The sequence below is a fragment of the Psychromonas sp. MME2 genome, from assembly GCF_040566515.1.
In the GTDB taxonomy this organism is placed as follows: Bacteria; Pseudomonadota; Gammaproteobacteria; order Enterobacterales; family Psychromonadaceae; genus Psychromonas.
Genome location: NZ_JBEWXI010000002.1, coordinates 588,592 through 608,155, shown reverse-complemented (window position 1 = coordinate 608,155; position 19,564 = coordinate 588,592). Strand labels below are relative to the sequence as shown.

Annotated in this window: 16 protein-coding genes and 1 pseudogene; 13 read left to right on the top strand and 4 right to left on the bottom strand. The window is 41.2% G+C overall.

The window, feature by feature from the left end; genetic code table 11:
- Positions 1 to 99: 99 nt before the first annotated feature.
- From AB1A03_RS03165 to AB1A03_RS03135, 7 genes are read left to right on the top strand one after another with little or no spacing between them, the layout of a single operon-like run.
- Complete coding sequence (locus tag AB1A03_RS03165) at positions 100 to 522, top strand: thermostable hemolysin (RefSeq protein WP_354623129.1); 423 nt, start codon at positions 100 to 102, stop codon at positions 520 to 522.
- Positions 523 to 557: 35 nt separating this feature from the next.
- Positions 558 to 719, top strand: a complete 162-nt coding sequence (locus tag AB1A03_RS03160) for a thermostable hemolysin (RefSeq protein ID WP_354623128.1) — start codon at positions 558 to 560, stop codon at positions 717 to 719.
- Positions 716 to 2,944, top strand: a complete 2,229-nt coding sequence (locus AB1A03_RS03155; protein WP_354623127.1) for an AMP-binding protein — start codon at positions 716 to 718, stop codon at positions 2,942 to 2,944. Before AB1A03_RS03160 ends, AB1A03_RS03155 begins: the two co-directional genes overlap by 4 nt.
- Positions 2,934 to 3,737: an SDR family oxidoreductase gene (locus tag AB1A03_RS03150; RefSeq protein WP_354623126.1), complete on the top strand. Its 804-nt coding sequence runs from the start codon at positions 2,934 to 2,936 to the stop codon at positions 3,735 to 3,737. The genes AB1A03_RS03155 and AB1A03_RS03150 overlap by 11 nt, the downstream gene beginning before the upstream one ends.
- A gap of 17 nt (positions 3,738 to 3,754) precedes the next feature.
- Positions 3,755 to 4,399 (top strand): tetratricopeptide repeat protein, encoded by a 645-nt coding sequence (locus AB1A03_RS03145; RefSeq protein WP_354623125.1) that lies wholly within the window; start codon positions 3,755 to 3,757, stop codon positions 4,397 to 4,399.
- Complete coding sequence (locus tag AB1A03_RS03140; protein WP_354623124.1) at positions 4,399 to 5,055, top strand: response regulator; 657 nt, start codon at positions 4,399 to 4,401, stop codon at positions 5,053 to 5,055. The genes AB1A03_RS03145 and AB1A03_RS03140 overlap by 1 nt, the downstream gene beginning before the upstream one ends.
- Entirely contained in the window at positions 5,045 to 6,493 is a 1,449-nt protein-coding gene (locus AB1A03_RS03135; RefSeq protein WP_354623123.1) for an ATP-binding protein, read from the top strand. Before AB1A03_RS03140 ends, AB1A03_RS03135 begins: the two co-directional genes overlap by 11 nt.
- A 51-nt stretch (positions 6,494 to 6,544) precedes the next feature.
- On the opposite strand, the gene AB1A03_RS03130 is transcribed toward AB1A03_RS03135, so the two are convergent.
- Positions 6,545 to 6,976 (bottom strand): copper resistance protein NlpE, encoded by a 432-nt coding sequence (locus tag AB1A03_RS03130; protein WP_354623122.1) that lies wholly within the window; start codon positions 6,974 to 6,976, stop codon positions 6,545 to 6,547.
- A gap of 371 nt (positions 6,977 to 7,347) precedes the next feature.
- On the opposite strand from AB1A03_RS03130, the gene acuR reads away from it, so the two are divergent.
- Both acuR and acuI read left to right on the top strand, forming a co-directional pair.
- Positions 7,348 to 7,980, top strand: coding sequence for an acrylate utilization transcriptional regulator AcuR (gene acuR / locus AB1A03_RS03125; RefSeq protein WP_354623121.1), 633 nt, complete (start codon positions 7,348 to 7,350; stop codon positions 7,978 to 7,980).
- 60 nt (positions 7,981 to 8,040) lie between these two features.
- Positions 8,041 to 9,024: an acrylyl-CoA reductase (NADPH) gene (acuI, locus tag AB1A03_RS03120; RefSeq protein WP_354623120.1), complete on the top strand. Its 984-nt coding sequence runs from the start codon at positions 8,041 to 8,043 to the stop codon at positions 9,022 to 9,024.
- Positions 9,025 to 9,108: 84 nt separating this feature from the next.
- On the opposite strand, the gene AB1A03_RS03115 is transcribed toward acuI, so the two are convergent.
- The gene (locus AB1A03_RS03115) at positions 9,109 to 10,149 is read right to left on the bottom strand and encodes a porin (RefSeq protein WP_354623119.1); all 1,041 of its coding nucleotides are present in this window, start codon (positions 10,147 to 10,149) and stop codon (positions 9,109 to 9,111) included.
- A 420-nt stretch (positions 10,150 to 10,569) separates the two neighbouring features.
- Here AB1A03_RS03115 and AB1A03_RS03110 point away from each other — a divergent pair.
- The 4 genes and pseudogenes from AB1A03_RS03110 (at position 10,570) to tkt (ending at position 16,320) form a co-directional block, all read left to right on the top strand.
- A pseudogene (locus AB1A03_RS03110) lies at positions 10,570 to 11,851 on the top strand (cation:proton antiporter).
- A gap of 137 nt (positions 11,852 to 11,988) precedes the next feature.
- Positions 11,989 to 12,969, top strand: a complete 981-nt coding sequence (locus AB1A03_RS03105; protein ID WP_354623118.1) for a sugar-binding transcriptional regulator — start codon at positions 11,989 to 11,991, stop codon at positions 12,967 to 12,969.
- A 336-nt stretch (positions 12,970 to 13,305) separates the two neighbouring features.
- Positions 13,306 to 14,256 carry a transaldolase gene (gene tal, locus AB1A03_RS03100; protein WP_354623117.1) on the top strand — a complete coding sequence of 317 codons (951 nt, stop codon included), beginning with the start codon at positions 13,306 to 13,308 and terminating at the stop codon, positions 14,254 to 14,256.
- A gap of 69 nt (positions 14,257 to 14,325) precedes the next feature.
- Entirely contained in the window at positions 14,326 to 16,320 is a 1,995-nt protein-coding gene (tkt, locus tag AB1A03_RS03095; protein WP_354623116.1) for a transketolase, read from the top strand.
- Between the two features lie 58 nt (positions 16,321 to 16,378).
- Here the strand turns inward: tkt and AB1A03_RS03090 are convergent, their stop codons facing one another.
- Together AB1A03_RS03090 and galM are read right to left on the bottom strand one after the other, a co-directional pair.
- The gene (locus tag AB1A03_RS03090) at positions 16,379 to 18,163 is read right to left on the bottom strand and encodes a cation:proton antiporter (protein WP_354623115.1); all 1,785 of its coding nucleotides are present in this window, start codon (positions 18,161 to 18,163) and stop codon (positions 16,379 to 16,381) included.
- A gap of 334 nt (positions 18,164 to 18,497) precedes the next feature.
- Positions 18,498 to 19,559, bottom strand: coding sequence for a galactose-1-epimerase (gene galM, locus AB1A03_RS03085; RefSeq protein WP_354623469.1), 1,062 nt, complete (start codon positions 19,557 to 19,559; stop codon positions 18,498 to 18,500).
- Positions 19,560 to 19,564: the final 5 nt, after the last annotated feature.

Below are 19,564 nucleotides of genomic sequence, written 5' to 3'. Positions count from 1 at the left end.
CTAATCGCTTTAAAATAATCATTATTTTTTACTTATCTTAAGTTTATCTTAAGTCTTGCCCTCTAAAGTTAATTTAGATATCCAAAAGAGGGTAAGAAAATGAAACTCACACAGCCCGTTACATTAAAAGTGATTGATTGCTCTCACCCCTTACGTCAGGAGGTTGAGCGCTATGTCGCCTGTCGCTACGAACTTGCATTTACGGCAAAGATCACTGAATTTATGCCGACATTTTTAGCAATCTACTCGGAAAATGGAGAATTGCTTTCAGTTTGCGGCTACCGTATTGCGAGCGATGAGCCGCTATTTCTTGAACAATACTTAGCACAACCCGCCGAGCAAATTATGGCGAAACAATTTGCACAAGTGATAGCACGTTCAAATCTCATTGAATTTGGTCAATTGGCGAGCTTCTCTAAAGGTATATCTCCCCTGCACTTCCTGTTAATGGCTAAGCATCTTACCGAGCAAGGTTTCGAGTGGTGCATTTTTACCGCGACAAATATCCCCTATACGCGATGATGGTGCACTTAGGGTTAACCCCCACCGTGCTATCGATGGCCGACCAAACAAAAATAGCTAATACAGAAACGACTTGGGGAACTTATTACCATACACATCCACGTGTATCAGCCGGTAATTTAAAAGTAGGTTTGACTCAACTAATTGCTCGCTACGAGCAGCTTTGCCAACGTCAATCACGAGTAAAAACATCATGAATATCCTGTTAAAAAACATCGCCTTTTTTGCACACAACACGCCCAATAACATTGCGTTACGCGGCAGTTCCACACGCAGCCTCGAAACAGTGCAATTAACTTACTCACAACTGTGGCAAGAGATAAAACTAACAGAGCAGAAATTAATCAGTAATGATTGTCAATGTATTGCGTTACGCGCAGAGAATAGCATCGATTGGGCTATCATCGATTTAGCGGCATTGTTAGCGAATATCACCGTTATTCCTATCCCGATGTTTTTCAGTGAACAACAAGTTGACCATATTTTAAATTCAGCAAATATAGATACACTGATTGGCGATTGGCCACACATTGCTGGTGAGAAAGCCATCAATTTCTCCTATCTCAATGGTTACAAGGTAACGAAGCAAGGTAGCTTCGCCCCATTATTTGCAGAAACCAATAAAATCACCTTTACCTCTGGATCGACGGGCTCCCCTAAAGGCGTCTGTTTGAGCCAATCACACCTACAAAAAGTAACTCAGTCATTAATTTCTACTATCAATAATGACGATAAACCCTTGTCTCATCTAGTTCTCTTACCTCTATCAACCCTACTTGAAAATATTACCGGTATTTACGTGCCTTTACAGATGGGTGTCTGTAGCGTCATCTACAGTGGAGAAAAAGTAGGATTGCAAGGCTCTAGCAAATTTGATGTAACCGTTTTTTGTCAAATACTGCAACGTGAAAAACCGCATAGCTTAGTCTTAACGCCTGCTTTATTGCAGGTATTGATTCAAATTGCTATGCAGCAACCACAACTTATTAGCACACTCAAATTTGTAGCCGTCGGCGGCGCACATGTATCAGAAGCGATAATGCAAAAAGCATTGGCGTTGGGAATTCCTGCCTATGAAGGTTATGGATTATCCGAATGTGGTTCGGTGGTCAGCTTAAACTCACATGCCCATAATAAGCTAGGAAGTTGTGGTCAACCGCTAGCGCATTGCAATGTCAGCGTTGCCGCTGATGGTGAAATAATCGTGAGCGAAGCGACTATGTTGGGCTATCTAGGAGAACAAGCAACGAAAAATAGCATTCACACAGGCGATATCGGCTACCTCGACAAAGACAACTATTTACATATTACGGGAAGAAAAAGTAATTTATTAATCACCAGTTACGGACGCAACATTTCACCAGAGTGGATTGAGTCAGAGGCACATAATCACTCTGAATTACAACAAATTGTCATCATCGGTGATGCACAGGAGAGCTTAACTGCGATTGTTGCAGCACAACATAGCGAGCAACAAAGCACGATAGCGGCAATTAAAAAGCTCAACAACTCACTACCTGATTATGCACAAATAGCGACCTTGGTGATGAGCGCACCGTTTACGCAATATCCACAACTATTGACCGCCAATGGTCGCCCTATGCGCAACAACTTCAGCAACCTGTTTACGCCGATGATAGACCATTCCATCGCGCGACCAAACTCGGTAAAACTTATATCAATTAAGGAAAAAGCCATGCAAAACAATATGCAACCAACAAGTGACTTCTTCACTCAATTACAAGAAGCCACGGCAATAGAACAACAAAAAATGTACCAACAGCCGATTTTTGCAGCCTGTCAGCGTGGTGAAATATCCTTGCAAAGCTACTATGCCTTTTTAACGCAGGCTTACCACCATGTAAAACATACCGTGCCACTATTAATGGCATGTGGCTCTCGTTTAAGTGAAAACTACGAGTGGTTGCGTAGCGCCTTGGCACAATATATTGAAGAGGAAAAAGGCCATCATGAGTGGATTTTAAATGATATCAACGCCTGCGGTTTCGATGCCAAACTGGTGCGAAATAATCAAGGAACGGGCAAAGTAGGGAGTGGTATTGAGTTAATGGTGGCATACCTTTACCATCAGATTGACCGTAAAAATCCTCTCGCATTTTTAGGTATGGTCTGGGTATTAGAAGGCACCAGCGTCAATGTTGGAGGAAAAATTGCTGAATTAGTACAACAAAAACTTAATCTCCCCGATGCAGCGATGAGCTATCTCACATCACACAGCACCTTAGACCAAGAACACATCAAACTCTTCGCTTCCTTAGTCAATAAAATTAGCGACAAAGCGGATCAACAAGCGATTATTGATGGCGCTAACATGGTATTCAAACTTTACAGTCAGATGCTCGCAGCCCTTCCAACCAGTAGCGAGACAATAACAGTTGTTGAGGTTTGTCATGAAGCTTAAGGATAAACGCGTCTTAATAACGGGGGCAACGGGTGGCATTGGTCATGCGCTTTGCCTTAGTTTGGTCTCGGCTGGCTGTCACCTCATTTTAGTCGGGCGCCAACAAAACAAGCTAGATCAATTAATCGAGCAGTTACCAGCAACAAGTAACTATCTATCAATTGAAGCCGATATTAGCTGTAGCGAAGGTCTAAAAACCGTTAACAAGGAATGCCTCTCATATATTGATGAGGGAATTCATATCGATATTGTGATTAATAATGCTGGCTGTAATACCTTCGATTACCTTGCTCAACGTACCATCGAATCAATCGAGCAAGAGATAGCCATCAATATCAGTGCACCAATATCACTAAGTAAGTATGCACTTACTTGGTTGCCTGATAACGGTATCATCGTAAATATCGGTTCGACCTTCGCCGCTATCGGTTATCCCGGTTACGCTACTTACTGCGCAACCAAAGCAGCACTCCACCGTTTCACAGAAGCAATGCAACGCGAATTACAGGGGAGTGGTCAACAGATGCTATTTATTGCCCCTCGCGCCACCAACACGGCGTTAAATGATCAACGCGTCAGGGATCTCAATCAGGCATTAGGCAATAGCGTCGATACCCCTGAACGAGTTGCCCTAGAGGTATTACAAACACTGCAAAACGAAACAAAAGTAGCTTGGATTGGTTGGCCAGAAAAATTATTTGTACGCATCAATCAACTCTTTCCAAACTTAGTTTCCGCATCTATTTACAAACAAAAAAAGATTATTAGTGAAAGCCTTGCTAAGGCACATTAACAACGGGAGTGATAATAATGAAAACAGTAAAGAGAATGAATGCATTGCTTGGCTTAACCCTCATATTGGCAAGTAATATAAGCCATGCGCAAACAGCAGAAGAGATACTGCTTAACATTCAACAAGAATGGGCAAATTGCCAATATCAAATAAGCGGCGAAGATCTCAAAACTAGCTGCCTAGAAAAGAATATAATGGCCAATGAAGAGGCGTTGAAAGCAGCGCCTAACAGTAACGAACTAAAAGTCTGGTTAGCCATCAACAATAGTTCACTCGCTGGTGTTAAGGGCGGCTTAGGTGCATTATCCTTAGTCAAAAAAGCCAAGCAACTTTTAGAAGAAGTGATAGAAAGCGATCCCTATGTACTGCATGGCTCCGCCTATACCAGTTTAGGTTCGCTATACTATCAAGTACCGGGTTGGCCGATTGGCTTTGGCGATGATGAGAAAGCAGAAAAAATGCTTAAAAAAGCATTAATAATTAATCCACTGGGTATTGATCCAAACTATTTTTATGCTGATTTTTTAAAGGAAGATGGTAGAAAAGCAGAAGCAATCAAATACTTTAAACAAGCACAACAAGCAGAGCCTCGACCTAATCGAGCAATCGCAGACAAAGGCCGTATGCAAGAAATTAACAACAAACTTAAGGAGCTAAATTAATGCGACTTCTCTTAGTTGAAGATGACCATCTACTTGGTGAGTCTATGGTCACCTCACTAAGTCGACATGGGTATACCGTCGATTGGTTACAATTAGGTAATGGTGTTGAAGCTATCCTTAACACAGAAAATGTCATGGCTATCATTCTCGATTTAACCCTACCCGATTGCGATGGCTTAGATCTATTACACAAAATCCGTAAGGCGGGTCATACATTACCAGTATTGATTTTAACAGCAAGGGATGAGATAGATGATCGTGTAAAAGGACTAGATGGTGGCGCAGATGATTACCTAACCAAACCCTTTGCACTGGAAGAGTTACTAGCCCGCTTACGGATGTTGATTCGGCGCATATCAGGTAATACGGAATCGACCATTGAAATAGCGGGATTAACCATTTCACTGGCCAACAACCGCGTGAACTATCTCGGTAAAGAGATAAAGCTGACTAATAATGAATTTAAACTACTCGCCACCCTTGTCACCAAGGCAGGGCGAGTATTAAGCAAAGAACACCTACAACAAGCATTACACGGCTGGGATGAACTAGCCAGTGACAATGCTATCGAAGTACATATTCATAATTTACGCAAAAAAATAGATAATAGCATCATTAAAAATATTAGAGGCGTTGGGTATTTCATTGAAAAATAATAACAGTCAATTAATCTCGATAAAAAAACGCTTAATCGTTAGTAGCATAAGCATAACGACCCTCTTGGTTTTAATTTCATGGGCATTCATCGTCCAACAAAGCAAAGATGAAGTAACAGAAGTCTATGATGCGCGCCTTGGTGAATCAGCAAAAGTGCTCGCATTAGCCATCCCCAACATACTAGCAATGCCTGCAGAACAAGGTGAAAACCTATATGCCTATTGGTTTAAAGGGATTCAAAATGTGGTAGACCATAAAGCACCAAAAACAAATTTTGGACACATATACGAAGAAAACCTCATTTTTCAGTTTTATCAAGATAACAAGGTTGTTTTTAAATCCCCAACAGCCCCTGATGAAGCATTAACAGACCTTGATAATATGGGATTTAATCATTTCACCTTTCACGAGCAAATATGGCGATCTTTTCTACTAAAAATCCCCAATGATAAGCACCAACTTTATATGTTAGTTGCTGAGAAACAGTCTATACGCAATGAAGCAATCATGGAAATAGCCCTATCGACAAGCTTACCGCAACTGTTATTGATTGTTATTTTATCCCTGACAACATTACTGCTAGTGAATAAATTTTTACAACCAATAACACAATTACAAGAAGCCGTTAGCCTAAGGAATATCAATAATTTAGAGCCAATCATGATGCAGCACTCCAGCGTTGAACTCACCCCTTTAGTGGAGCAACTTAATTATTTACTAGAGCAATTAAGTAAAGCATGGGAACGCGAAAAGCGCTTCACTCGTACTGCCGCCCATGAATTAAAAACCCCACTCGCTATCTTGCGCTTAAATGCAGAAAATGCGCTTAATAGTAATAATATCAGTGAACAACGCAGCGATTTAAACAATATTATTAGCGGTATTAACCGCACAGATCGACTCATTCAGCAGCTACTCATGTACTCTCGTATAGAGTCTCAACAAAATCTACAAAGTACGCCAATTAATGTAACTAGCATTTTGCGTGATGTTATCGCCCACTTAGCACCTGTTGCGCTTAAGCGCCAACAAAATATCTCCTTACTCCCGATTGAACATTGTACTGTCTATGGAAACGCGACTTTGTTATCCATCCTTTTTACCAATTTAATCGACAATGCCATTCGCTATTCGGGTGATAAAAGCGATATCACAATAAAAATGCACACGGATGCCACAATCGCAAATGGCAAAAGCTTACAGATATTGATCATGGATAACGGTAAACAAATAGCAGATGTAATACGTGATAAGATATTTGAAAAATTCTTTAGGGGCGATAGCGGTAAAGGTGATGGAGCCGGTTTAGGTATGTCAATTGCCGATGATATCGTTAAACGCCATCAAGGGAGTTTCAAATTACAGCCTTACAATGCAACAGATGGGAATGTTTTTGAAATATTACTACCGCTACTAGAAAGTGAGCAGAAAATGTAAAGCTATAAAATATCATGAACAATGCCGAACTCACCGGCATTATCATAGAAGTCACTCAATCTCTTTATGTAAAGAGTAAGCGGAACCAGCTTGATCAACAATACGTGTACCTTGCTGATCAACTAGAAATAATTGGTTTTCTCCGACAAGAAAGAGTAAATCGTCAACGGCAATAATATTACCATCCCAAACAATGGGGCCTTCTTGCATAACAGCGGCACTCATTTTTCCGAGATAGCTTTTACTCAACATATAAGTACCGTCCTGCTTTAACTCCACAAATAACTCGATACCCTCACAGTCATCACAGGGTACATTTCCTTTGTATATCCCGTTCCAATCTAGCGAGGTTCGTGCTGAATGTGTATCGGGAATTTCGGCGGCCGCATTATGTGACGCAATCGCTTGAGTGTCGCTCTCTTTTTGTTGGCAACCAACAAGGCTTAAACTAGCGATAAAAACCAATCTGTAGATACTTTTCATAACAATCATTTCACTAATAATTTAAAAAACCTAACCTAACAAACAAAATTAAAGCTGTCCACCCCTATACTTCAAGAAAAAACAAGCGGTAATTGTTATTCGCTTTTCGACTGTTACAACACAGGACTAGTTTTCGATTAGCGTCCGCTAGGGCAAAGAGAAGATCACCAACCTGTATTAAAGTAAACTCTATATGTAGAAAAACTATACTTCAATTTTATGCCCCCAATTTCGATACTCTTTTCTTACTGACTTTGCATCTTGAAGTAGCATCGGCATATAACACTATTTTTAAGGGGCAACTTACCTATCTCTAAACTATTTTTAGAAAACATTTGCAATTTAATAGACGATCGGTCTATTATTAACAAATGAATTTATCAACAACTAAAACAAGACGTGGAAGACCCCCTAGAGTTTCCCGTGATAATCTCGACACCAAGAGTGAATTAATTCGCAGTGGTCTGCAACAATTAACCGAAAGTGGCTTTGCCTCCTCGGGAATTGAAGCTATCCTTAAAAAGGTTGGTGTTCCAAAGGGCTCTTTTTACCACTATTTTAGCAGCAAAGAGGCATTTGGCTTAGCGGTACTAGAAAGCTATGCTAGCTATTTTATCAAGAAGCTAGATGCATGCTTATTAGATGAATCCTACCCGCCATTAACACGCATTAATAACTATGTTGAAGGCGCTAAAATTGGCATGAGTCGTTATCAATTTAAGCGAGGATGTTTAGTCGGCAATCTAGGGCAAGAGGTTGATTTACTGCCAGAAAGCTTTAGGCCGATCTTAATTAATATATTTATCTCTTGGCAACAGCGTGTGGCAACCTGTTTAAAAGAAGCCAAAAAGTGTGGCGATATTTCAACCAACGCAGATTGCGACCAATTAGCGGAATATTTCTGGATTGGCTGGGAAGGCGCAGTCAGCAGAGCAAGATTAGTAGAAAACAGTAAGCCGCTAGATATTTATTTTAATAATTTTATCGCAGGTTTACCCAAATAATTTTTACCCCATTATTTTTTTCAACCATTAATAGACGACTGGTCTAAATAAGGAAAAAACATGTTTCAAGGTATTTTAATCGAAAAAGATGAGCAAGGTTACCGAGCTACCGTTAAAGAGATTGATGATAGTGTACTGCCAGCTGGTGATGTTACCGTTAAGGTTTCATATAGCACGCTCAATTACAAAGATGCATTAGCAATCACAGGAAAGGGTCCTGTAGTACGTACCTTCCCAATGATCCCTGGCATTGATCTGGTCGGTACTGTTGAACAAAGTGATAGCGATAAATTTAAAGTGGGTGACAGCGTGTTACTTAATGGTTATGGGGTCGGTGAAACACACTGTGGTGGCTTGGCCGAAAAAGCACGTTTAAAAAGCGAATGGTTAATCCCTCTACCTAAAGCCTTCTCTCCTCGCCAAGCCATGTCCATTGGCACGGCAGGCTATACGGCAATGCTGTGTGTGATCGCTCTAGAAAAAAATGGCGTGACACCGGATAAAGGGGAAATCTTAGTGACTGGTGCTAACGGTGGCGTTGGTAGTTTCGCCATCGCGATCTTAGCAAAATTGGGCTATAAAGTGGTTGCATCAACGGGTCGTGTTGATCAAGCCGCATACCTAACAAAATTGGGTGCAGCTGAAATCATTGATCGCGCAACATTATCAGAGCCAGGTCGTCCATTAGCGAGAGAACGTTGGGCTGGTGCTGTAGATACGGTTGGTAGTCATACCTTAGCGAATGTTTGCGCGAGTACGCAGTATGGTGGCACAGTTACAGCTTGTGGTTTAGCACAGGGTATGGATTTCCCCTCAAGCGTTGCTCCCTTTATTTTACGTGGTGTAACTCTTGCAGGTATTGATAGTGTCATGCGCCCAACCGCAGACCGCTTAGAAGCATGGCAACGTCTGGCTGATATTTTAGAGCCAACAGTCTTTGATGATATTTCTAATGAAATTAGTTTGAGTGAAGCGATTGAAGTAGCAGGAGACCTGATTTCAGGTAAAGTCCGTGGTCGTGTCATTGTTGATATTAATAAATAATAGCAATATTTAGTGCTTATTAAACACCCCTCATCAACGCTGAGTTGATGAGGGATTATCATCGAATTAAGCGATGAGCAACAATTAGAATGCGTAACGCATACCTAGCATAAGCTCGTCTTTATCATTGTCACCATAACCACCATCACCATTGTCCAGTAAGTTATATTTGTAACTGCCATACAAAGCAACATTACCGAAATAGCGCGCATATTCAGCGGCTACAAATTGAATATCTAGCTCATCAATATCATCGGCAGAAAAGTAGTTATAAGTTAAATTTATTGCGTTGTCACCGAATGAATATCCTAGATATGTCTCAACGGCATTATAGTCTGAATCTTTAATACCTAATTTTGAAATACTACCAGCTTGATACATTGTAGCAGCCGATATCCCATTCTCATTCGTATATCTAGCAGCTAAGATATAAGCATCTGAAGTATCTTTATCAGTACCATTACCGTAAGTTTCATCGCTAGACGCATAACCGATACCTAGCTCAACACCCATTGGAAGACTATAAGCTAGTACCGTACTATAACCATCACTACGATTAGCATCGTATTCAGATTCCGAATTAAAATTACCACTTACTTGGAAAGTCAGACCTGAATCTGTGGCGATGGTGTAACGCAATACATTCTTTGCTCGGTCAGCACTAGCAACGGTATATTCATTAACATAACCACTATACACTTCTGCCATATCGGTCCAATCGGTTAGATATGTTAGAGCATTGTTTTGATGGCCATAGTAAAGATTACCTAGGCTCGACTCTACACCAGTATATAAATGACGCGTATTGATTTCGGTATCGTCTTTAGAGTTGTCATCTTTTTCCGTCAGTTCAAATTCATATTTACCAACAAAAGCCACATCATTAGAAATTGTTTTTTTACCATCTACCGATAATCGTGCACGAGACTTATCATCAAAAGAATTAGAGTTACCACCATTGTCTTTATTCTCGTCATCTTTATTCGCGTCAGAAATATTTCCTCTGACTTCGATTCGTCCACCAATGTTTAAGGTAGTATCGTCATTTTCAAACACGGTTGCCGCTGAAGCAGAATAGGCTGGAATGGCGCTAGCAACAGCAATAGCAATGAATTTCATTTTCATTTCTTTAATATCCTTTATAACTACTAAATAATTAAAGTAGATCACCAGAAGGTGCTACCAATCACAGATACCATCAAGAAATTCAATTACAATGTTCACTTCAGTAATGCCTAGCATTGCCAGTTTACGAGTATGATTTCTTAAAGAATCTTAAATTAATCTCGTTGATAATAGTGTAGGTCAAACACAGATCAATTTATCCAATAAATCCCTTGGCAAACATCTTATATCAAAGACGTAAAAAAATCATGCCTACTCAAATTTTTTTGTGTTTTCCTTGAAAAAATATTTAAATAAATGCGCCCGCAAGCTTAAGATTGTTACTCTGGTCATAGCCCCCTCAGCAAAATCATCAAATTTATAGTATTAAACAACATTTCGTTTTATATTCCATGCACAATATCATCGATGAGATTTAACATGACAAGCTATGCAACGATCTGCTTTCTTGCTGCGACGGCAATGATAATTACCTTTATAAACAGCAAAATAGGCAAATTGCAAAATACCATTGCGATTACAGCTGGCGCATTGATTTTATCTCTTGTGATCATCATTGCTGGCAATAACGGTTTTACCTCCCTGAAAGTCATTGCATCTGAGCAATTATTAAAAATTGATTTCAATAGTTTTCTATTAGACGGTATTTTGGGGTTTTTATTATTTGCTGGAGGATTAGGGATTAATCTCAGCAGCCTTAAGGATCAAAAATGGGAAATTTCGGTACTGGCTTTAGGTGCTACGTTATTTTCAACCTTCTTTATCGGATATGCGCTTTATTATATCTGCCAATATCTGCTTGGTTTACAATTTGCTCTCATCTATTGCCTACTATTTGGCGCATTAATATCTCCAACCGACCCCATTGCTGTATTAGCGATTGTCAAAAAATTAAAGGCACCGAAACGTATTTCAACTCAAATTGAAGGTGAATCATTATTTAATGATGGATTTGGCTTAGTCATTTTCGTCACCCTCTATAGCATTGCCTTTTCAGGTACAGAACCAACTTTCCTCAGTGTGGGAGAATTATTCTTACATGAAGCAATCGGCGGCATTATCTATGGCTGTGCCCTAGGTTTATTGTTCCACTATTTAATCAGCGCAACAAATGATCACTCCATGGAGTTACTATTAACTATCGGTATACCTACAGCTGGCTATGTTTTTGCCGGATGATCGGGGTATCTGGGCCATTAGCCATGGTTGTTGCAGGCATCATCATTGGTAACTGGACACGCATCACCGCTTTTCTAAAGAGAGTAGACAACTGTTAGATCATTTCTGGGAGCTTGTTGATGAATTTTTAAATGGCATTCTTTTTCTACTCATTGGCCTTAGTATGCTTGAATACTCCTTTCATCAAGAAGATTGGATATTAATGCTGATTGCAATTCCACTTACATTAAGTGCACGTTACTTAAGTATTATGTTGCCCTATTTAGGATTCCAACTTTTCCGACAATACAACCCTTATTCCGTCGCTATTTTAACCTGGGGAGGATTACGGGGAGGCTTAGCGCTAGCCATGGCGATGGTCATCCCAAGTGGGATTATCGTTATCCCAGAAAAAAATATAGATGTACGCGAAATAATATTAGTAATGACCTACTCTGCTGTACTGTTCTCAATTTTAGTACAAGGCTCAAGTATCATTCCATTAATTAATAAAGCCAAAGCATGGCAAGATAAACAGCAATAATGCATGTTAGAATAAATAACAAGTTACTGCCTCGCTGCACAGAGCTATTTTATTGGCAAACTTCAGTAAATTATGTAAACATATGAACACGTAATTATCATTTGAACAGCCATTTAATTAACTAATGAGTAATCAATATGTCTCAAGTAAATCTCTCTTCAGCAACACCTACTCTTGATGATCATGAAATGTTAACCGAAATAGCGGTGCTTTATTATCAAGAAGGCGCAACTCAGGAAGAAATATCCAAAAAATTTTCCATCTCTCGAATTAAAATTGGCCGGCTGCTACGTAAAGCCCGTGAAGAGGGAATTGTTGAAATTAATGTCCGTTATCACCCCATCTATAGCGCGCAACTCGAGCAACGCCTAATGGATAAATATAAACTAAAACGTGTCCTCATCGCCCTAGATCAAACAAGCAACCAAGAACAGCGTAAACAGGTTGCCGTACTCGTCTCTAACTTTCTGGCGAACAATCTCAAAGACAATAGCACCGTCGCCGTTGGCCAAGGGCAAAATGTCGCCGCCGTTGCAGACCACGTAGGACTTGTAACACAACGCAATGCACGATTTGTTTGTGCGATTGGTGGCACTCATCGTAGCGGCGATAGTATTAATGCCGACCATATCTGTCGCCAACTGGCGAAAAAATTTGGCGGTACCAGCGAAACATTATATGCCCCAGGCTATGTCGATGACGCCAATACTCGCTCTGTTTTCCTTACTCATAATACTATCTCTGAAACATTACAACAGGCAAAAAATGCCGATTATGCCTTGGTTGGTGTGGGTGACATGAATGAAAATAGCCACATGATAAAGCTAGGGTGGTTTACCCAACAGGAGTTTGCAGAAGCCCGTATCAACGAAGGAATTATTGGTGATATTGGTGGTTTCGACTTCTTTAAAAGAGATGGTCAGAGTGCTAATACACGTCTACGAAATCGAGTGATTGGCTTAGGGACAGAGGACTTACGACGCATCCCAAATGTCATCGCTATCGCAAGTGAAGAACGCAAGGCTTTAGCCATCGCGGGAGCACTACGCACCGGTAGTATCGATATATTAGCGACCAGCGTGAGCTGTGCAATGACCCTTTTGAATATGGAAGATTAACCCCTAACCATACAGCACCTTCCAATATCCGCAAGAGATGGGGGATTGCTCCCTCACTAGCAGAGAGCGTGAATCAACTAGCTGCTCAAAAGCATACCTTAAGCCTAACTTCTATGCATTTCTCCGAACGCAACCCCACACTATTATCACAACAACCAACAAAAAAAGAGACAGATCACAAAAATAATTTTCTTCATTGACTTTTTACGGAAAAAAACAATACTATTATAACAAATGTTACACGCGCAATCATTTGTTCATTATCAACGTGAGTCATTATGGTTGTTGTAAATTCTATTAGCTGTCGTACAAGCAAAAAATTAAGGTGGAATAAAAATGAGCAATAAATTAGAACAACTTCGTAGATTGACTACCGTCGTCGCGGATACCGGTGACGTTGAAGCAATTGCGAAGTACCAGCCAGAAGACGCAACAACCAATCCATCTTTAATTTTAAAAGCGGCACAATTAGAAGATTATAAATATCTTATCGACTCCTCTATTGCCTATGCAAAATCTAAAAGCAACGATAAAGCACAACAGGTAACTGATACCTGCGATATGCTCGCGGTTAATATTGGTAAAGAAATACTTAAAATAGTCCCTGGACGCATCTCTACCGAAGTCGATGCACGTTTATCCTATGACACAGAAAACAGCGTAATCAAAGCACGTCAGTTAGTTAAAATGTATAACGATGCAGGCATCCAAAATGACCGTATTTTAATTAAGCTTGCCTCGACGTGGGAAGGTATTCTTGCTGCCGAGATCCTCGAAAAAGAAGGCATTAACTGTAACCTAACACTGTTGTTCTCCTTTGCTCAAGCACGTGCATGTGCCGAAGCCGGTGTTTTCCTTATCTCTCCCTTCGTTGGTCGCATTATGGACTGGTACAAAGCCAAACAAGGTCACGACTTTGCGCCATCAGAAGATCCTGGCGTTATCTCTGTTTCTAATATCTACAACTACTACAAAGAACATGGCTATAAAACCGTTGTGATGGGTGCAAGCTTCCGAAATGTCGGTGAGATCCTCGAATTAGCAGGTTGTGACCGCCTAACAATCAGCCCGCAATTATTACAAGAATCGCAAGATAGCGAGGGTGACGTTGCTGAAAAATTAACCGCCAATGTAGAACTTAAAGATCGTCCTAAAAAAATGACTCACGCAGAGTTCTTGTGGCAGCACAATCAAGATCCGATGGCCGTTGAAAAACTCGCTGACGGGATCCGCAACTTTGCCCTTGATCAGGATAAACTTGAAGCGATGATCGCTAATCTCATATAACCCTTCCAATAATAAAGCGGCTCCTCAGTCGCTTTTTTTGCTCTATAAAAAATTTAAATAGGTACCAATATGCAACGAAAAATTCTAGCCAACGCAATCCGCGCGTTAAGTATGGATGCAGTACAAAAAGCTAATTCAGGTCACCCTGGTGCACCAATGGGGATGGCTGATATCGCTGAAGTACTGTGGCGAGACCATCTTAATCATAACCCGAATAATCCAAACTGGGCAGACCGTGACCGCTTCATACTATCAAATGGTCATGGTTCAATGCTGCTCTATTCACTCTTGCACCTAACTGGTTATGATTTACCAATCAATGAGTTAAAAAACTTCCGCCAACTACACTCTAAAACACCGGGTCACCCTGAATATGGTTACGCTCCCGGTATTGAAACAACAACGGGACCGCTTGGTCAAGGTATTGCCAATGCAGTTGGTATGGCAATGGCTGAACGTGCACTTGCTGAACAGTTTAACAAAGATGGTCATAGCATCGTTGACCATAACACCTACGTATTTATGGGTGATGGATGCATGATGGAGGGGATCTCTCACGAAGTCTGTTCACTCGCTGGTACACTTGGTCTTGGTAAACTCATTGCATTTTGGGATGACAATGGAATATCCATTGATGGTGAAGTTGAAGGTTGGTTTTCAGACGATACGCCAGCACGTTTTGCCGCCTATGGTTGGCATGTTATTCCTGCGGTAGATGGCCATGATGCAGACGCCATTAACGCGGCAATTGAAGCAGCGAAAGCAGAAACGGGTAAGCCCACACTTATCTGTACGAAAACGATTATCGGTTTTGGTTCGCCAAACAAAGCAGGTACGCACGACTGTCACGGCGCGCCATTAGGTGCCGAAGAGATTGCAGCAACACGTCAAAAATTAGATTGGCAACATGGCCCCTTTGAAATCCCTGCGGATATATACTCAAAATGGGATGCTAAAGAAGCTGGCAAAACAAAAGAAACAGCATGGGATGAGAAATTTGCCGCCTATCAAGCACAGTATCCAGAGCTAGCGGCAGAATTTAAACGCCGTGTAAATGGCGAGCTTCCTGCAAACTGGGAAGAGAAGTCAACGGCTATTATAGCGGATCTTCAAGCAACGCCAGCAAATATTGCATCACGTAAAGCATCGCAAAATGCACTTGAAGCCTTTGGTGTTATGTTACCAGAATTTATGGGTGGATCTGCCGACCTTGCACCTTCAAATTTAACCATGTGGTCAGGCTCTAAATCCTTAACAAGAGAATATTTTTCCGGTAACTACATACACTATGGTGTTCGTGAATTTGGCATGACTGCCATTATGAATGGTATTGCCTTACACGGTGGCTTTGTTGCCTATGGTGCAACCTTCTTAATGTTTATGGAATATGCGCGCAATGCAATGCGTATGGCGGCACTAATGAAAATTCAAAACATTCAAGTGTATACCCATGATTCAATTGGCCTTGGTGAAGATGGTCCGACACATCAACCCGTTGAACAAATAGCCTCATTGCGCTTAACCCCTAATATGAGCACTTGGCGACCATGTGACCAAGTAGAATCAGCGGTCGCTTGGAAACTGGCAATTGAACGTAAAAATGCGCCAACAGCATTAATTTTCTCTCGTCAGAATTTAGCTCAGCAAGAACGCACAACAAGCCAAGTTGCTAACATTGCTAAAGGTGGCTATGTATTAAAAGATTGCACTGGCACAGCACAATTAATTCTTATCGCAACGGGTTCTGAAATGGGTATCGTCGTCGATGCCTATCACGAACTCACTCGTGCTGGTTATCAAGTACGCGTGGTATCGATGCCATCGACCGATCTCTTTGATAAGCAAGATGCCTCTTACCAAGAATCCGTCTTACCAGCAGCGGTCACTGCGCGTATCGCGGTTGAAGCAGGAATCGCAGATTACTGGTATAAATATGTCGGGCTTTCTGGACGCATTATTGGCATGAATAGCTTCGGAGAGTCAGCGCCAGCCGATGAACTATTCAAGTTATTCGGCTTTACCACTGAAAATATCGTTAACACTGCAAAAACGCTACTTAACTAACTATTTGAAGTGATCCCTTCACAGCCCTTTTATTACCGTTAATAAAAGGGCTGCACAACTAGACGTTCGCCACCGGGTGAACGGCAACAATCGTTTCCCCTGCAATTGGTTGATACTCATCCCCTATTTCAAATGGCTTAAGCTTACCTGATACGCTAATAACAAAGAGTGGTACCGCACTTTTATTGGCTTGCAAATAATCTTGCCAAAGAAAAGAATCACCCAATTTAGTCGCTTTAACTTTACCTGCTTTAGTCAACAAACTACTCAACTTGGTAAACGTCACATCGCGGCGAAACAAAACTTGCCTTGAACGAAAGGTCGAACTGACTTTATTGCGCTTACTATGATGTTCACCTGAATGTAGCGAAAAAACCTTCTTTTCATCGAGTAGATGAGCAAAATGCTGAACAGCGAGGGCGTTATCATGGCGATTAGGTGAAAGGCCCAGCACCATATTGAGATCAGCAAGCGGCACAAAACGCTCTGCATGCTCAGATTGTGGATTACCGTAGTAACAAGGAAGCCCTGCCATACGCGCTAGATGACAATTTTCCCAAGCAGGATCAGACATCAGTACAGAGACACCCAAATCTTTCAGCCCAACCGCAATGCCTCTGGCAACATGATTAGCCCCGATAAATAAAACCGTTGATGGAACGGGTTTTCTTAAGCCCAACCACTGTGCTAAAGGTGTCGCCGTTACGCTCTGTAATATCACCGTCACAATGATTACAGTAAAAATAAGCGGCACAATTTTTTCTGCATCTTCAACGCCGGCTTCGGTAAGACTTAAGGCAAAGACAGATCCCACCGCCGCAGCCACAATCCCCCTTGGTGCGATCCAGGATAATAAAATTTTTGAACGATAGGAAATCTTACTGCCCAATGTTGATGAGAAAATACATAACGGGCGCGCAATAAACAGGATAACAGCCAAAAATGCGAAGACCATCGGGCCAAGTAACAACACACTATCCCACTCTAACCTAGCGGCCAGTAAGATAAATAAACTGGAAATTAATATTTGCGAGAGATCTTCTTTAAACTCTAAAATAGAGGTTAAATCAAGATCCTTCTGGTTGGCAAGCCACATGCCATAGATAGTTACCGCAAGTAACCCAGATTCATGGCTGGCAACATTAGCAATCGAATGGGTCATTAAGACTAAGGCTAAAATAGCAAATTTATGCAACTCATAGGGTAGCCATTCACGACGGATAATGAGCGTCGTAAACCAACCCGCGAAAATCCCCATTAATAAGCCCGCAGACAACATTTGCAACAGCGCAAGTAAAGTAGAAAGTACCGCATCACCTTGGCTTGTTGACGTTACCGCGCCAAAAACCAGAACAGCAAATAAAGCACCAATCGGATCAATAACAATCCCCTCCCAGCGTAAAATAGAGTCAATCTCTTTAACGGGTTTCATGGTGTTTAATATCGGCGCAATTACCGTCGGCCCTGTCACTACCAATACGGCACCGATCACCGCAGAAACACGCCAATCTATATCAAGTAGCCAGTAGCAAGCAGCACCAATTATCACAAAGGTCACCAGCATCCCGACCGAACAGAGATTACGAACAATCTTACCTAGCCCTTTTAACTCTTTGAAATGTAATGTTAATGCGCCTTCAAAGAGAATAACGGCAACGGAGAGTGAAATCACTGGAAATAATAGATCGCCGAGCAATGCATCGGGGTTTAATAGCCCCACACCCGGCCCTAAGAGTAAACCGGTGAGGAGAAGAAACAAAATAGCGGGAACTTTCAGTGACCAAGCAAGCCACTGGGCAACAACGGAGACCAAAACGATGGCAGCAAAAATAAGTGCAGTCATAAATATCCTTAACGTGACTGAGCGCTACGAATGATACGCAGCATTTTAGAAAAAATTACGTTATTTTAACGAAACTGTAAAACAGTTTTATGACAACCTCCTCGCTACATTTATAAACAATGCTTCATATTAGATGACAACAGAAACAACAACAAGCGGAAAGTAAGGAGCCAATACCATTAGGCATAATATTGTGGTCATAGCTTGTTGAGGACAAATGAGGAAGAGCAAGGCGCATGATAGCGTAATAGCTGAGTAATGCATCGATACCCATAAAAAAGCCGAATAGGATAATATTCGGCTTAATTTATTCATTGTAATACATGAGAGATTATCATTCTAACAGAGTAAACTGATAAGCGGTTTGATAACGATAGGTTTCTCCTGGCGCCAAAAGCGGACTAGGCTGCGCCCACTCAAGATGGTTAGGCGCATCGGGTAAGAACTGAGTTTCTAACGCGATACCCGCATAATCCATATATTCACCACCACTGCGGTTTGGCGTTCCAGCTAGCCAATTACCTGTGTATAATTGTATAGCAGGTTTATTAGTAAACACTTTTAATGTAATACGTTTATCTGGACTACAAAGTGTTGCAGCACACGCTCCATTCTGACTATCTTGATTCAGTAAAAAGGAGTGATCATAACCTTTCGCTAACGATTGCTGTTCGCCCTTTAAAAAGTCCGAAGCAATTGCTTTTGCTTGACGAAAATCAAAACTATTCGCCTGTACAGATACGGGATGGCCAAGTGGTATCCCGTCTCCATCTGTCGGTAAATAGTTATCTGCATTAATAGAAAGAATATGGCTTTTACAATCTAATCCAGATTCAGCGCCTAATAGATTAAAATAAGCATGATTAGTTAGATTAATTGGCGTTGCTTTATCCGTTGTCGCTTGATAACTAATTAACAATGTATTTTCATCGCTTAACTGATAACAAACTGACACCTGTAAATTGCCAGGAAACCCCTGATCACCATCCGCAGAAACAAGCGAAAAACCGACTGTGCTGGCATCTTGATGTGTAATATTCCAACGACGTTTATCAAAACCATCTCGGCCCCCATGAAGCGTATTTCCGGCTTGATTAATAGCAACCTGATAATGCAAACCATCAATATCAAACATCCCTTTGGCGATGCGGTTAGCGTAACGACCGATAGTACTCCCCAGATAAGAAGAATGCTTTTTAAAATCAGACATTGTCGCAAGCCCTAGCAAAACCTCTCGGCGTTCATTATCAATAGGAAGAGTGCAACTTAACCACGTTGCACCGATATCCATAAATGTAACGGACATGCCGTTTTTATTTTGCAACGTCACCAATTTAGCCGGAAGCCCATCAAAGGCGACCTCTTGAGTCATCGTTTGAATAAGAGAATTTTCCATCACAA

What these genes read in the sequence shown, in the direction of transcription:
- AB1A03_RS03165 (WP_354623129.1), top strand. Translation starts at nt 100, where the DNA reads ATGAAACTCACACAGCCCGTTACATTAAAAGTGATTGATTGCTCTCAC.
- AB1A03_RS03160 (WP_354623128.1), top strand. Translation starts at nt 558, where the DNA reads ATGGCCGACCAAACAAAAATAGCTAATACAGAAACGACTTGGGGAACT.
- AB1A03_RS03155 (WP_354623127.1), top strand. Translation starts at nt 716, where the DNA reads ATGAATATCCTGTTAAAAAACATCGCCTTTTTTGCACACAACACGCCC.
- AB1A03_RS03150 (WP_354623126.1), top strand. Translation starts at nt 2,934, where the DNA reads ATGAAGCTTAAGGATAAACGCGTCTTAATAACGGGGGCAACGGGTGGC.
- AB1A03_RS03145 (WP_354623125.1), top strand. Translation starts at nt 3,755, where the DNA reads ATGAAAACAGTAAAGAGAATGAATGCATTGCTTGGCTTAACCCTCATA.
- AB1A03_RS03140 (WP_354623124.1), top strand. Translation starts at nt 4,399, where the DNA reads ATGCGACTTCTCTTAGTTGAAGATGACCATCTACTTGGTGAGTCTATG.
- AB1A03_RS03130 (WP_354623122.1), bottom strand. Translation starts at nt 6,976, where the DNA reads ATGAAAAGTATCTACAGATTGGTTTTTATCGCTAGTTTAAGCCTTGTT.
- acuR (WP_354623121.1), top strand. Translation starts at nt 7,348, where the DNA reads ATGAATTTATCAACAACTAAAACAAGACGTGGAAGACCCCCTAGAGTT.
- acuI (WP_354623120.1), top strand. Translation starts at nt 8,041, where the DNA reads ATGTTTCAAGGTATTTTAATCGAAAAAGATGAGCAAGGTTACCGAGCT.
- AB1A03_RS03115 (WP_354623119.1), bottom strand. Translation starts at nt 10,149, where the DNA reads ATGAAAATGAAATTCATTGCTATTGCTGTTGCTAGCGCCATTCCAGCC.
- AB1A03_RS03105 (WP_354623118.1), top strand. Translation starts at nt 11,989, where the DNA reads ATGTCTCAAGTAAATCTCTCTTCAGCAACACCTACTCTTGATGATCAT.
- tal (WP_354623117.1), top strand. Translation starts at nt 13,306, where the DNA reads ATGAGCAATAAATTAGAACAACTTCGTAGATTGACTACCGTCGTCGCG.
- tkt (WP_354623116.1), top strand. Translation starts at nt 14,326, where the DNA reads ATGCAACGAAAAATTCTAGCCAACGCAATCCGCGCGTTAAGTATGGAT.
- AB1A03_RS03090 (WP_354623115.1), bottom strand. Translation starts at nt 18,163, where the DNA reads ATGACTGCACTTATTTTTGCTGCCATCGTTTTGGTCTCCGTTGTTGCC.
- galM (WP_354623469.1), bottom strand. Translation starts at nt 19,559, where the DNA reads ATGGAAAATTCTCTTATTCAAACGATGACTCAAGAGGTCGCCTTTGAT.